This window comes from Pseudomonas sp. TE3728 (genome assembly GCF_056279145.1).
The window spans coordinates 3,551,190-3,564,778 of the sequence record NZ_JBWBQT010000001.1 but is presented as its reverse complement, the minus strand read 5'-3'; the positions used below and the strand labels follow the sequence as shown (position 1 = coordinate 3,564,778).

13 protein-coding genes are annotated in these 13,589 nt (G+C 60.4%); 11 read left to right on the top strand and 2 right to left on the bottom strand.

Features of this window, described 5'->3' with window-relative positions; translation table 11 throughout:
- The first annotated feature begins 4 nt into the window (after positions 1 to 4).
- The 6 genes from ACZ89R_RS15455 (at position 5) to ACZ89R_RS15430 (ending at position 7,385) form a co-directional block, all read left to right on the top strand.
- Complete coding sequence (locus ACZ89R_RS15455) at positions 5 to 334, top strand: sarcosine oxidase subunit delta (protein ID WP_008008142.1); 330 nt, start codon at positions 5 to 7, stop codon at positions 332 to 334.
- Positions 331 to 3,348, top strand: coding sequence for a sarcosine oxidase subunit alpha (locus tag ACZ89R_RS15450; protein WP_429545333.1), 3,018 nt, complete (start codon positions 331 to 333; stop codon positions 3,346 to 3,348). The genes ACZ89R_RS15455 and ACZ89R_RS15450 overlap by 4 nt, the downstream gene beginning before the upstream one ends.
- A gap of 144 nt (positions 3,349 to 3,492) precedes the next feature.
- Positions 3,493 to 4,125, top strand: a complete 633-nt coding sequence (locus ACZ89R_RS15445; RefSeq protein ID WP_038981143.1) for a sarcosine oxidase subunit gamma — start codon at positions 3,493 to 3,495, stop codon at positions 4,123 to 4,125.
- A 180-nt stretch (positions 4,126 to 4,305) separates the two neighbouring features.
- Positions 4,306 to 5,163 (top strand): formyltetrahydrofolate deformylase, encoded by an 858-nt coding sequence (gene purU / locus ACZ89R_RS15440; RefSeq protein WP_007907570.1) that lies wholly within the window; start codon positions 4,306 to 4,308, stop codon positions 5,161 to 5,163.
- Positions 5,164 to 5,342: 179 nt separating this feature from the next.
- Entirely contained in the window at positions 5,343 to 6,542 is a 1,200-nt protein-coding gene (fdhA, locus tag ACZ89R_RS15435) for a formaldehyde dehydrogenase, glutathione-independent (RefSeq protein WP_007907573.1), read from the top strand.
- Between the two features lie 240 nt (positions 6,543 to 6,782).
- Entirely contained in the window at positions 6,783 to 7,385 is a 603-nt protein-coding gene (locus tag ACZ89R_RS15430; RefSeq protein ID WP_429545334.1) for a DUF2780 domain-containing protein, read from the top strand.
- A gap of 1 nt (position 7,386) precedes the next feature.
- Here ACZ89R_RS15430 and ACZ89R_RS15425 read toward each other — a convergent pair whose 3' ends face one another.
- Positions 7,387 to 8,271 carry an acyltransferase gene (locus ACZ89R_RS15425; RefSeq protein WP_429545335.1) on the bottom strand — a complete coding sequence of 295 codons (885 nt, stop codon included), beginning with the start codon at positions 8,269 to 8,271 and terminating at the stop codon, positions 7,387 to 7,389.
- Positions 8,272 to 8,535: 264 nt separating this feature from the next.
- Here ACZ89R_RS15425 and rloA2 point away from each other — a divergent pair, with 264 nt between their 5' ends.
- The 5 genes from rloA2 to ACZ89R_RS15400 all read left to right on the top strand — a co-directional run bounded on the left by rloA2 (position 8,536) and on the right by ACZ89R_RS15400 (position 12,959).
- Positions 8,536 to 9,042: a retropepsin-like aspartic peptidase RloA2 gene (rloA2, locus tag ACZ89R_RS15420; RefSeq protein ID WP_007904116.1), complete on the top strand. Its 507-nt coding sequence runs from the start codon at positions 8,536 to 8,538 to the stop codon at positions 9,040 to 9,042.
- A gap of 59 nt (positions 9,043 to 9,101) precedes the next feature.
- Positions 9,102 to 9,782: a two-component system response regulator CreB gene (creB, locus tag ACZ89R_RS15415; RefSeq protein WP_429545336.1), complete on the top strand. Its 681-nt coding sequence runs from the start codon at positions 9,102 to 9,104 to the stop codon at positions 9,780 to 9,782.
- Entirely contained in the window at positions 9,782 to 11,209 is a 1,428-nt protein-coding gene (gene creC / locus ACZ89R_RS15410) for a two-component system sensor histidine kinase CreC (RefSeq protein ID WP_429545337.1), read from the top strand. The genes creB and creC overlap by 1 nt, the downstream gene beginning before the upstream one ends.
- Before the next feature lie 158 nt (positions 11,210 to 11,367).
- Positions 11,368 to 12,738, top strand: a complete 1,371-nt coding sequence (gene creD, locus ACZ89R_RS15405) for a cell envelope integrity protein CreD (RefSeq protein WP_429545338.1) — start codon at positions 11,368 to 11,370, stop codon at positions 12,736 to 12,738.
- Positions 12,735 to 12,959 carry a hypothetical protein gene (locus tag ACZ89R_RS15400; RefSeq protein WP_429545339.1) on the top strand — a complete coding sequence of 75 codons (225 nt, stop codon included), beginning with the start codon at positions 12,735 to 12,737 and terminating at the stop codon, positions 12,957 to 12,959. The genes creD and ACZ89R_RS15400 overlap by 4 nt, the downstream gene beginning before the upstream one ends.
- Here ACZ89R_RS15400 and ACZ89R_RS15395 read toward each other — a convergent pair.
- Complete coding sequence (locus ACZ89R_RS15395; RefSeq protein ID WP_429545340.1) at positions 12,920 to 13,549, bottom strand: glutathione S-transferase; 630 nt, start codon at positions 13,547 to 13,549, stop codon at positions 12,920 to 12,922. The genes ACZ89R_RS15400 and ACZ89R_RS15395 overlap by 40 nt on opposite strands.
- Positions 13,550 to 13,589: the final 40 nt, after the last annotated feature.

Here is a 13,589-nt window from a genome sequence, read left to right as displayed (position 1 = left end):
CCCTATGTTGCATATCTTCTGTCCTCACTGTGGCGAACTGCGCTCCGAAGAGGAATTCCATGCATCCGGCCAGGCGCACATCCCGCGTCCACTGGATCCGAACAGCTGCACCGACGAGGAGTGGGGCGACTACATGTTCTTCCGCGATAACCCTCGCGGTCTGCACCACGAGCTGTGGGATCACGTCGCCGGTTGCCGTCAGTACTTCAACGTCACCCGTGACACCGTGACCTACGAGATTCTCGAAACCTACAAGATCGGCGCCAAGCCGCAGTTCACCGACAAGACCGACAGCCCGAAAGCGGCCGCCACGGCTCTGGGAGAGAAGGTATGAGCCAGATCAATCGCCTGTCCAACGGCGGACGCATCGACCGCAACAAAGTGCTGAGCTTCACCTTCAACGGCCAGGTCTACAAAGGCTTTGAAGGCGACTCCCTGGCCGCAGCCCTGCTGGCCAACGGTGTCGACATCATCGGCCGCAGCTTCAAGTACTCGCGTCCACGCGGCATCTTCGCCGCCGGTGCCGAAGAGCCGAACGCTGTGCTGCAGATCGGTGCGACCGAAGCCACGCAGATCCCCAACGTGCGCGCCACGCAACAAGCGCTGTATCAAGGCCTGGTCGCCACCAGCACCAACGGCTGGCCAAGCGTGAACAACGACATGATGGGGATTCTCGGCAAGGTCGGCGGCAAGCTGATGCCGCCGGGCTTCTACTACAAAACCTTCATGTACCCGCAATCGTTCTGGATGACTTACGAGAAGTACATTCGTAAGGCTGCCGGCCTTGGCCGTTCGCCGACCGAGAACGATCCGGACACCTACGACTACATGAACCAGCACTGCGACGTGCTGATCGTCGGCGCTGGCCCGGCGGGTCTGGCGGCTGCACTGGCGGCTGCCCGTAGCGGTGCGCGTGTGATCCTGGCCGATGAGCAGGAAGAGTTCGGCGGCAGCCTGCTCGATTCCCGCGAAAGCCTCGACGGCAAGCCTGCCACCGAGTGGGTCGCCAGCGTCATCGCCGAGCTGAAAAACACCCCGGACGTGTTGCTGTTGCCGCGCGCCACGGTCAACGGTTACCACGACCATAACTTCCTGACCATTCACGAGCGCCTCACCGATCACCTCGGTGACCGTGCCCCGATTGGCCAGGTGCGTCAGCGCATCCACCGGGTTCGCGCCAAGCGTGTAGTGCTGGCGACCGGTACTCACGAACGTCCACTGGTTTACGGCAACAACGACGTGCCGGGCAACATGCTCGCCGGCGCTGTGTCGACTTATGTTCGTCGTTACGGCGTGGCACCGGGCAAGAAGCTCGTGCTGTCGACCAACAACGATCACGCTTACCGCGTGGCGCTGGATTGGCTCGACGCCAGCCTGCAAGTGGTTGCGATCGCCGACGCCCGCAGCAACCCGCGTGGTGCGCTGGTGGAAGAAGCGCGCGCCAAAGGCATCCGCATCCTGACCGGCAGCGCCGTGATCGAGGCCCGTGGCAGCAAGCACGTCACCGCTGCTCGCGTTGCCGCGATTGACGTAAAAGCACACACCGTCACCAGCCCGGGCGAATGGCTCGAATGCGACCTGGTCGCCAGTTCCGGCGGTTACAGCCCGGTGGTTCACTTGGCATCGCACTTGGGCGGCAAGCCGATCTGGCGTGAAGACATCCTCGGTTTCGTACCGGGTGAAGCACCGCAGAAACGCGTGTGCGTCGGTGGCATCAACGGCGTCTACGGCCTCGGCGACTCGCTGGCCGATGGTTTTGCAGGTGGTGCTCGCGCCGCCAGCGAAGCCGGTTTCAGTGTGGTCGAAGGCACCTTGCCGAAAGCCCTGAGCCGTCTGGAAGAGCCGACGCTGGCGCTGTTCCAGGTGCCTCACGAAAAAGCCACTGCCCGTGCGCCGAAGCAATTCGTCGACCTGCAGAACGACGTCACCGCTGCCGCCATCGAACTGGCGACCCGCGAAGGCTTCGAGTCGGTCGAGCACGTCAAGCGCTACACCGCACTGGGCTTCGGCACCGATCAGGGCAAGCTCGGCAACGTCAACGGTCTGGCCATTGCCGCCCGTTCGCTGAACGTGACCATCCCGCAGATGGGCACCACCATGTTCCGCCCGAACTACACGCCGGTGACTTTCGGCGCCGTGGCCGGTCGTCACTGTGGGCACATCTTCGAGCCGGTTCGTTTCACCGCGCTGCATCACTGGCATGTGAAAAACGGTGCTGAATTCGAAGACGTCGGTCAGTGGAAACGTCCTTGGTACTTCCCGAAAAACGGTGAAGACCTGCACACCGCCGTGAAGCGCGAATGCAAAGCCGTGCGCGACAGCGTCGGCCTGCTGGACGCTTCGACCCTGGGCAAGATCGACATCCAGGGCCCGGATTCGCGTGAGTTCCTCAACCGCATCTACACCAACGCCTGGACCAAGCTCGATGTGGGCAAGGCCCGTTACGGCCTGATGTGTAAAGAAGACGGCATGGTGTTCGACGACGGCGTGACTGCATGCCTGGCCGACAACCATTTCGTGATGACCACCACCACCGGCGGCGCTGCACGCGTGCTGCAATGGCTGGAAATCTACCACCAGACCGAATGGCCAGAGCTGAAGGTGTACTTCACTTCGGTCACTGACCACTGGGCGACCATGACCCTGTCGGGGCCGAACAGCCGCAAGCTGCTCAGCGAAGTCACCGACATCGACTTGAGCAACGAAGCCTTCCCGTTCATGACCTGGAAAGAAGGTCTGGTCGGTGGTGTGCCGGCGCGGGTGTTCCGGATTTCGTTTACCGGTGAGCTGTCGTACGAAGTCAACGTTCAGGCCGACTACGCCATGGGCGTGCTGGAAAAAATCGTCGAGGCCGGCAAGCAGTACAACCTGACCCCGTACGGCACCGAAACCATGCACGTTCTGCGTGCGGAGAAGGGCTTCATCATCGTCGGTCAGGACACTGACAGCTCGATGACCCCGGACGACCTGAACATGGGCTGGTGTGTCGGTCGCACCAAACCGTTCTCGTGGATCGGCTGGCGTGGCATGAACCGCGAAGACTGCGTGCGTGATCAGCGCAAACAGCTGGTCGGTCTGAAGCCGATCGATCCGACCAAATGGCTGCCGGAAGGGGCGCAACTGGTGTTCAACACCAAGCAAACCATCCCGATGACCATGGTCGGTCACGTGACTTCCAGTTACCTGCACAACTCCCTGGGCTATTCGTTTGCCATGGGTGTGGTCAAGGGCGGCTTGAAGCGCATGGGTGAGCGGGTGTTCGCACCGCTGGCCGACGGCAGCGTGATCGAGGCGGAAATCGTTTCTTCGGTGTTCTTCGATCCGAAAGGCGATCGCCAGAATATTTGATGGCCTCGAGATCTGTGGGTGGGCTACCAATCGCTAGCAGGCTAGCCCCCACAGGGAAACGCGGTCGAATGTGGGAGCTAGCCTGCTAGCGATGACGGCAGTGCAGCCACCACAGGAACCAACAGAATTCAGGAAAGGTGCTTTATGACCGCAGCCAATGTTTACCAACAACGCCCAACCACCGGGGCCAAGGCCGAGTCGTCGCTGCATCATGCCGACCTCGCCAGCCTGGTGGGCAAGGGCCGCAAGAACGCCGGCGTGATCGTGCGTGAGAAAAAACTCCTCGGTCACCTGACCATCCGTGGCGATGGTCACGATGCCGCGTTCGCCGCCGGCGTGCATAAGGCCCTCGGCCTGGAACTGCCCGCCGCGCTGACCGTGGTGATCAAAGGCGAAACCAGCCTGCAATGGATGGGGCCGGATGAATGGCTGCTGATCGTGCCAACCGGTGAAGAATTCGCTGCCGAGAAAAAGCTGCGTGAAGCACTGGGCGACCTGCACATCCAGATCGTCAACGTCAGCGGTGGCCAGCAAATCCTCGAGCTCAGCGGCCCGAACGTACGCCAGGTGCTGATGAAATCCACCAGCTATGACGTGCACCCTAACAACTTCCCGGTGGGCAAGGCTGTCGGCACGGTGTTCGCCAAGTCGCAATTGATGATCCGCCACACCGCCGAAGACACCTGGGAACTGCTGATTCGTCGCAGCTTCTCGGATTACTGGTGGTTGTGGTTGCAGGATGCGGCGGCTGAGTACGGGCTTAGCGTCCAGGCGTAATTGTGGCGAGGGAGCTTGCTCCCGCTCGGCTGCGCAGCAGTCGTAAAACCTGAGTCCGCGTTCCTTCTGCAGGAATGCGGTTGCTGAAAAAGGGGTTGCTTCGCAACCCAGCGGGAGCAAGCTCCCTCGCCACAGGTCTTCGCAGTCGCGTAGGTATTTTCGAACAGGAGTCACCGCATTATGAGCCGCGCCCCAGACACATGGATTCTGACCGCCGATTGCCCTAGCGTCCTCGGCACCGTGGATGCGGTGACCCGCTTTCTGTTCGAGCAGGGCTGCTACGTCACCGAGCACCATTCCTTTGATGACCGGCTCTCGGGTCGTTTTTTCATTCGCGTGGAATTCCGTCAGCCCGACGGCTTCGACGAACAAGCCTTTCGCGCAGGTCTGGCGGAACGTGGTGACGCCTTCGGGATGGTCTTCGAACTGACCCCGCCGCATCACCGGCCGAAAGTGGTGATCATGGTGTCCAAGGCCGATCACTGCCTCAACGACTTGCTCTACCGTCAGCGCATCGGCCAGTTGTCGATGGACGTGGTCGCCGTGGTTTCCAACCACCCGGACCTCAAGCCGTTGGCCGACTGGCATCAGATTCCGTACTACCATTTTCCGCTGGACCCGAACGACAAGCCCTCGCAGGAGCGTCAGGTCTGGCAGGTGGTCGAAGAGTCCGGCGCCGAACTGGTGATTCTTGCGCGCTACATGCAGGTTCTGTCCCCAGAGTTGTGCCGCAAACTCGACGGCAAGGCGATCAACATTCATCACTCCCTGCTGCCGGGTTTCAAGGGTGCCAAGCCCTATCACCAGGCCTACAACAAGGGCGTGAAACTGGTCGGCGCCACGGCGCATTACATCAACAACGACCTGGACGAAGGCCCGATCATCGCCCAGGGCGTGGAGGCTGTGGATCATAGTCATTACCCCGAAGATTTGATCGCCAAGGGGCGGGATATCGAAGGGCTGACCCTGGCGCGGGCGGTGGGCTATCACATTGAACGACGGGTGTTTTTGAACGCCAATCGCACGGTCGTTCTTTAGATCGCCATCGCTAGCAGGCTAGTTCCCACATTGAAATGCGTACCCTTGTGGGAGCTAGCCTGCTAGCGATGGCGCCATAACAAACAACACAAGACACACAGGCAATAACCCGAGCAATCAACGCGCCGCCGCTCCATGGCGACGCGACCGCTACATAAAAACAACAGCGAGGTGAAAGCATGTCTGGTAATCGTGGTGTGGTGTATCTCGGCGCTGGCAAGGTCGAAGTACAGAAAATCGACTATCCCAAAATGCAGGACCCGCGCGGCAGGAAGATCGAGCACGGCGTCATCCTGCGCGTAGTGTCCACCAATATCTGTGGTTCCGATCAGCACATGGTGCGCGGTCGCACCACCGCTCAGACCGGTCTGGTGCTGGGCCACGAGATCACGGGTGAAGTGATCGAGAAGGGCAGCGGTGTCGAGAACCTGCAGATCGGCGACCTGGTGTCGGTTCCTTTCAACGTTGCCTGTGGCCGTTGCCGTTCGTGCAAAGAGCAACATACTGGCGTCTGCCTGAGCGTTAACCCGGCGCGTCCGGGCGGTGCCTATGGTTACGTCGACATGGGTGACTGGACCGGTGGCCAAGCCGAATACGCGTTTGTGCCGTATGCCGACTTCAACCTGCTGAAACTTCCAGATCGCGATCGGGCCATGGAAAAAATCCGTGACCTGACCTGTCTCTCCGACATCCTGCCCACTGGTTACCACGGCGCAGTGACTGCCGGCGTTGGCCCTGGCAGCACCGTGTACATCGCCGGCGCCGGCCCGGTTGGCCTGGCAGCTGCCGCTTCCGCTCGTCTGCTGGGTGCTGCGGTGGTGATCATCGGTGACGTCAACCCGATCCGCCTGGCCCATGCCAAGGCTCAGGGTTTCGAAATCGCCGACCTGTCGACAGACACCCCACTGCACGAACAAATCGCTGCACTGTTGGGCGAACCGGAAGTGGACTGCGCCGTCGATGCCGTAGGCTTCGAAGCTCGCGGTCACGGCCATGCCGGCGTGAAGCACGAGGCTCCGGCCACCGTGCTCAACTCGCTGATGGGCGTGGTTCGCGTGGCGGGCAAAATCGGTATTCCTGGCCTGTACGTCACCGAAGATCCGGGTGCAGTGGACGCTGCCGCGAAAATGGGCAGCCTGAGCATCCGCTTCGGTCTGGGCTGGGCCAAATCCCACAGCTTCCACACCGGCCAGACCCCGGTGATGAAGTACAACCGCCAACTGATGCAGGCGATCATGTGGGATCGCATCAAGATTGCCGACATCGTTGGTGTGGAAGTCATCAGCCTGGATGATGCGCCACGTGGCTATGGCGAGTTCGATGCGGGCGTGCCGAAGAAGTTTGTGATCGATCCGCACAAGATGTTCAGCGCGGCGTAAAGCTTGGAGCAAGACGGAAAAAGGGGCGACAGTGATGTCGCCCTTTTTTATGGAGCATCGCAGCCTGCGCTTTCAGGTTCTGCCGGATTGCTCACAGGCCTGTTCGGCGGGAGCGGGCGTGCCATTCATCGCATGGATTCAGGGTTTCACGACCCGGGGGAACATGCCAGCAGATGCCCGGTCAAATCGGCAGTTTTGCTGCCCTACCGGGTGGTTCTCATGGCACAAGAGGATGTCTGGATGAATGTTTCACGCGGTTTTGCGCTGGCATCGCTCATGGCTGTCGCTTCATTGACGACGCTGGCCGCCAGCCCGGCCTTTGCACAGTTCAGCCTCAGCGATGCAGCCAGTGCGATTTCGGCGATGCAGGGCGACCAAAGCAATGAGGGCGATGGCGCTGTGGCGGCGGCACCCAAGGCGGCCGGTTTGCTCAATACCCTGGGCTCGCAGCTCGATATCACCCCCGAGCAGGCCGTGGGCGGTGCCGGTGCGATGTTGGGGTTGGCCAGGAATCAACTCAGCGGCGACGATTTCTCCGAGCTGAGTAAAAACGTGCCGGGCCTCAGTCAAATCGCTGGCAACAGCGCCATCGGTGGCCTGAACGGGCTGGGTGGGCTGCTCGGCGCGGGTTCGGACAAGAATGCGTTGCTTGATGGCTTGCTGGGTAACGTCAAGGACACCAACGACCTGAACAACGCCTTCAGCGCGTTGGGCATGGACACTGGCATGATCGGCCTGTTTGACCCAGTGATTCTGCAATACCTCGGTCAGCAAGGCGTCGCCGGTTCGCTGCTGCAAAATCTTGGCGGGATCTGGGGCACTGGCACCGGCATAGGTAGCTGAGTCAGCCCTCGGCGCGTAGCGCCTTGATGCGCCGGTCCTTCTCGATCCAGAGCTGGTTGACCCAGTTCTGGACGTGTTCGCGAAACACCGGATCGTTTTCGTAATCGCCTTGCCACAGCGCCGGGTCCAGTTCGCGGGTCTGGATGTCGATGATCACCCTGGGCACGTTGCCGCTGATCAGATCCCAGAACCCAGGGATTTTCTGCTGTGGATACACCACTGTCACATCGAGAACGGCATCCAGCTGTTCACCCATCGCCGCCAGCACAAAAGCCACGCCGCCAGCCTTGGGCTTGAGCAGGTGGGTGAACGGTGACTGCTGTTGGGCGCTTTTCGCCGAGGTGTAGCGGGTGCCTTCCAGGTAATTGACCACCGTCACTGGCTGACGCTTGTACAGCTCGCAGGCCTCTTTGGTGATTTCCAGGTCCTTGCCGGCCAGCTCCGGGTTCTTTGCCAGAAACGCCTTGGTGTAGCGCTTCATGAACGGATAGTCCAACGCCCACCAGGCCAGGCCCAGGAACGGCACCCAGATCAGTTCTTTCTTGAGGAAGAATTTGAAGAACGGCGTGCGCCGGTTAAGCGTCTGGATCAGCGCCGGGATGTCGACCCAGGATTGATGGTTACCGATCACCAGATACGAGGTATCGCGGCGCAAATCATCGCCGCCGCGGATGTCCCATTGGGTGGGAATGCACAGTCTGAAGATCAGTTTGTCGATTTCGGCCCAGGTTTCGGCAATCCACATCACCGCCGTCGAGGCGTAATCGCGAAAACGCCCGGGCAAGAGCAGTTTCAGCAGGGCGAACACCATCAAAGGCCCGAACAGGACCAGGGTGTTGAGCAATAGCAGCAGGGTAACGAAACAGCCGGTGAGCAGGCGGCGCATAAGTCACTCTTGAAAGCGTGTGGGCGCGCCATGATAAGCAGCTTCGTACGGCAGGCCAAATCGATGGTGACGAATGTTTCACGCTTGTGGCGGTATGCTGCGCGCAGGCGGAAAAGATCGCAGCCTTCGGCAGCTCCTACAAAAGCATGCCGTACATCTGTAGGAGCTGCCGAAGGCTGCGATCTTTTGATCTTGAATGCGCCGAACGAATTCACAGGTAACGGTCTAAAATCCCGCTGCCCACTCTTCAAGGAAGCCCATTACGTGAAATCTCTCCTTGCACTGCTTTCCCTCGTGGCCCTTCCGGTCCTGGCCGCTGAGCCGACCCTGTACGGGCGTTACGAATACATCGCGCTGCCGGAAATCGGCGGCGAAGTCCTCAAGGCCAAAATGGACACCGGCGCCCTGACCGCGTCGCTGTCGGCCAAGGACATCGAAACCTTTACCCGCGACGGCGACGAGTGGGTGCGTTTTCGCCTCGCCACCAAAGGCGCGAGCAACAAGGTTTACGAACACAAGGTCGCGCGGATCAGCAAGATCAAGACTCGCTCCGAAGAAGACGACGATGACAAAGAAGCGATCGAACCCACCAAACGGCCAGTGGTAGATCTGGAACTGTGCCTGGGCAACGTCAAGCGCACCGTCGAAGTCAACCTCACCGACCGCAGCAGCTTCAATTACCCGCTGTTGATCGGCGCCAAAGCACTGCGTGAATTCGGTGCGGCGGTGAACCCGGCACGGCGTTTTACGGCAGACAAACCCGACTGCTGATTGACGGCGAATCAGCCTTGGGGCACCGTTCGGCAACTTAACTGCCGGGCTGGGATGCCATGCCTCATATCCTGATTGTCGAAGACGAAGCTGCGATTGCCGATACCCTGATTTTCGCCTTGCAGGGCGAGGGGTTCACCACCACGTGGCTGAGCCTTGGCGCGGCGGCGCTGGAGCATCAGCGGCAGACGCCGGCTGATTTGATCATTCTCGATATCGGCCTGCCGGACATCAGCGGCTTTGAAACCTGCAAGCAATTACGCCGCTTCAGCGAAGTGCCGGTGATTTTCCTCAGCGCCCGTGACGCAGAGATCGATCGGGTGGTGGGCCTGGAAATCGGCGCCGATGATTACGTAGTCAAACCGTTCAGCCCCCGGGAAGTGGCGGCGCGAGTCCGGGCGATTCTCAAGCGCGTGGCGCCACGACCGGTGGCGGAGGCGGCGCCAGCAATGTTTCGCATCGACAGCGAACGGGTGCAGATCAGCTATCGCAGCCAGCCGTTGAGCCTGACCCGCCATGAATTTCGTTTGCTGCAATGCCTGCTGGAACAACCCGAGCGAGTCTTCAGCCGCGAGCAATTGCTCGATGCGCTGGGCGTGGCCGCCGATGCCGGTTACGAGCGCAGCATCGACAGCCACATCAAGAGCGTGCGCGCCAAGTTGCGTCAGGTGAAAGCCGACGCTGAGCCAATCCAGACTCACCGCGGTCTCGGTTACAGCTATAGCCCGGGGCACAGCTGATGCCACTGGGAATCCGGATTTTTCTGGTTTATGTACTGTTCATCGGCCTGACCGGCTACTTCGTGCTCAACACCGTGATGGAAGAAATCCGCCCCGGCGTGCGTCAGTCCACCGAAGAAACCCTGGTCGATACTGCCAACCTGATGGCCGAGATCCTGCGTGACGACTTCAAGGCCGGCACCCTCAGCCAGAACCGCTGGCCCGAGTTGCTCAAGGCTTACGGTGAACGGCAACCGAAGGCAAATATCTGGGGCATGCCGAAGAATCAGGTCAACCACCGCATTTATGTCACCGATGCCAAGGGCATCGTGGTGCTGGATTCCAGCGGCATCGCGGTGGGCCAGGACTACTCGCGCTGGAACGACGTCTACCTGACCCTGCGCGGCGAATATGGCGCTCGTTCGACGCGCAGAAATCCGGACGATTCGAACTCATCGGTGATGCATGTCGGGGCACCGATTCGCGACAACGGCCAGATCATCGGCGTGGTGACGGTGGCCAAGCCCAACAGCTCACTGCAGCCTTACGTTGATCGCACCGAGCGGCGATTGCTGGCTTATGGCGCGGGGCTGATTGGCCTCGGTTTGCTGTTCGGTGCGCTGTTGTCATGGTGGCTGAGCGCGGCGTTGCGGCGACTGACCGCATATGCCCAGGCCGTCAGTGAAGGCCGTCGGATCGAGGTGCCGCATTATCGTGGCGGCGAGCTGGAACAACTGGCCACGGCGGTGGAACAGATGCGCACCCAGCTTGAAGGCAAAGCCTACGTCGAGCGTTATGTGCATACCTTGACCCATGAACTGAAAAGCCCGCTGGCGGCGATCCGTGGCGCGGCGGAGTTATTGCAAGGTGAGATGCCGCTGGCTCAGCAGCAGCGTTTCGTCAGCAACATCGACAGCGAAAGTGCGCGCATGCAGCAGTTGATTGAACGACTGTTGAACCTCGCGCAAGTGGAACAGCGCCAAGGACTGGAAGAGCGGGTGGCCGTACCGTTGGCGGGTTTGGTGGATGAACTGTTAAGCGCGCAGGCTGCGCGAATCGAAGGCAAGCAGTTGCGTGTGGAACTGCAAATTGCAGCGGATCTGAACCTGCTCGGCGAGCCGTTTCTGTTGCGCCAGGCGCTGGGTAATCTGCTGGAGAATGCTCTGGATTTCACCCCGGATCGTGGCTTGCTGCGATTCAGTGCCGCAAAGCTCGGTGAGCAAATCGAATTCAAGCTTTTTAACCAGGCCGAGGCGATTCCCGACTATGCGTTGCCGCGCTTGAGCGAGCGCTTCTACTCACTGCCGCGTCCGGACAGTGGGCGTAAGAGTACCGGGTTGGGGCTTAACTTCGTTGAAGAAGTGGTCAAGTTGCATGGTGGGGCGATGAGTATCGGTAATGTCGATGGCGGCGTGCAGGTGAGTTTGCATCTGCCTTTAGCCCGATAAAGATCGCAGCCTTCGGCAGCTCCTACATGGGTACGCGTTCGGCGTAGGAGCTGCCGAAGGCTGCGATCTTTTCAAAAATCCACACACTCTCCACATTCCCCCCACAAAACCCCCACACACCGACCCCAGACTTTCCCCATCCAAACAGGGAGAGTCCCATGAACCGTAGCCTGACCCTAAAACTGGGGGCGATTGCCCTTTTGATTCTGTTGCTGCTGATCCCGTTGCTGATGATCAACGGCGTGATCCAGGAGCGGCAGCAACTGCGCGACGGTGTGCTCGAAGACATCGCCCGCAGTTCCAGTTACAGCCAGCAACTGAGCGGCCCGCTGATGGTGGTGCCCTATCGCAAAACGGTGCGCACCTGGAAAACCAACGAAAAAACCAACCAGCGTTACCAGGACGTTCGCGAGGAACGCGGCCGTTTGTATTTCCTGCCGGAGCGCTTCGAACTGGACGGCCAGGTCCAGACCGAACTGCGTGCCCGGGGTATCTACGAGGCGCGGCTGTTCCACGCCGATAACCGTATCAGCGGGCATTTCTCGGTCCCGGCACAATTGGGCATCAAGGAAGACTTCGCCGATTACCGCTTCGATCAACCGTTCCTGGCCGTCGGCATCAGCGACATTCGCGGCATCGAGAATGCGCTGAAGCTCGAACTCAATGGCCAGAGCCTGGATTTTGTACCGGGTAGCCAGGTGGGCTGGTTGGGCGAGGGTGTGCATGTGATGCTGCCAGCGCTGGACACCCAACAGGCTACGGAACTAGCCTTCGGTTTCGACTTGCGCCTGCAAGGCACCGGCCAGTTGCAGGTTCTTCCGGTGGGCAAGACCAGCAAGGTTTCACTGGCCGCCAATTGGCCGCATCCCAGCTTCATCGGCAACTACCTGCCGGCCCAGCGTGAAATCACCGATCAGGGTTTCACCGCCCATTGGCAAACCTCGTTTTTCTCCACCAACCTGCAAGAGGCCCTGAGCAGCTGTGTGTCTGGGGGCCAGTGCGAGGCGTTCAGCGCTCGCAGCTTCGGCGTAAGTTTCATCGAGCCGGTGGACCAATACCTGAAAAGCGACCGGGCAATCAAATACGCGCTGCTGTTCATCGTCCTGACCTTCGCCGGTTTCTTCCTCTTCGAAGTGCTGAAAAGCCTGGCGATCCACCCGGTGCAATACGCTTTGGTGGGCGTGGCGCTGGCGTTCTTCTACCTGTTGCTGCTGTCGCTGTCCGAACACATCGGCTTTGCCCTGGCGTATCTGCTGTCGGCGAGTGGTTGTGTGGCGTTGATCGGGTTTTATGTCTGCCATGTGCTGCGCAGCGTGCGTCACGGCTTGAGCTTTTCGGCGGGGTTGGCAGCGTTGTATGGCTTGCTCTACGGTTTGCTGAGCGCCGAGGATTACGCGCTGCTGATGGGCTCGTTGCTGTTGTTCGGGCTGCTGGGCGTGTTCATGGTGCTGACCCGCAAGCTGGACTGGTACGGGATCGGGCAGAAACCGGCCAAGCCGCTGGCCTTCGATATTGGAGCCGTGGAATGAGCCGGTCGTTGGGGTTGCGCGAGGATCAGCGGGTGGGCGAGATGTTGGCGACGCGGATTGCCGGGTTGTTTGCACAGAGATCAAAAGATCGCAGCCTGCGGCAGCTCCTACAAGAGCATGCGTTCGGCGTAGCAGCTGCCGAAGGCTGCGATCTTCTGAGGCCGGCATGGCCGACCAAAGATCAAGCCTTGGGCATCGTCGCAATCATCGATGGCCGCTGACTCACTTCAAAATACCAGTCCGCCAGCTTCGGATTCTCTTTGCGCCATTCCAGATCCGGATGGCGCAGATCCAGGTAACCCAAGGCACAGGCCACACTGATCGCCGCCACATCGAAATGGCTGGTCAGCTCGGCAATCGCGTCGGCTTCCAGCAGGGAAAGGGCGCGACGAATCTTGTCGCGCTGACCGTCGAGCCATTCGTCCCAGTGCTTTTCCGGGACGCGCAGGGCCACTTCATAGCGAATCATCACCGCGGCATCCATGATCCCGTCTGCCAGAGAAGCCAGGGTCAGACGCCGCCAGCGTGCCGAGCCTTCACGAGGAATCAGCGGATTGCCGACGTGCTGATAGTCGAGGTAATCGAGGATCACCCGGCTGTCGTACAACACATTGCCGTCGGTCAGGCGCAGCGCCGGAATCTTGCCTAGCGGGTTGTCTTTGTTGAGGGCCAGATCCGGGCTGACCGGCGTGAGCTGGCTGGCTTGCAGCGCCACGCGGTTCGTTTGCCCGGTTTCGTGCAGCAGCACCATGACTTTGCGAACGAAGGGCGACGCGGGGTTGTGGAACAAGGTCATGCTGGGGGCGGACATGGCAACCTCTCGATCGTGGGCAGTGTCGGCAGCATAGCGC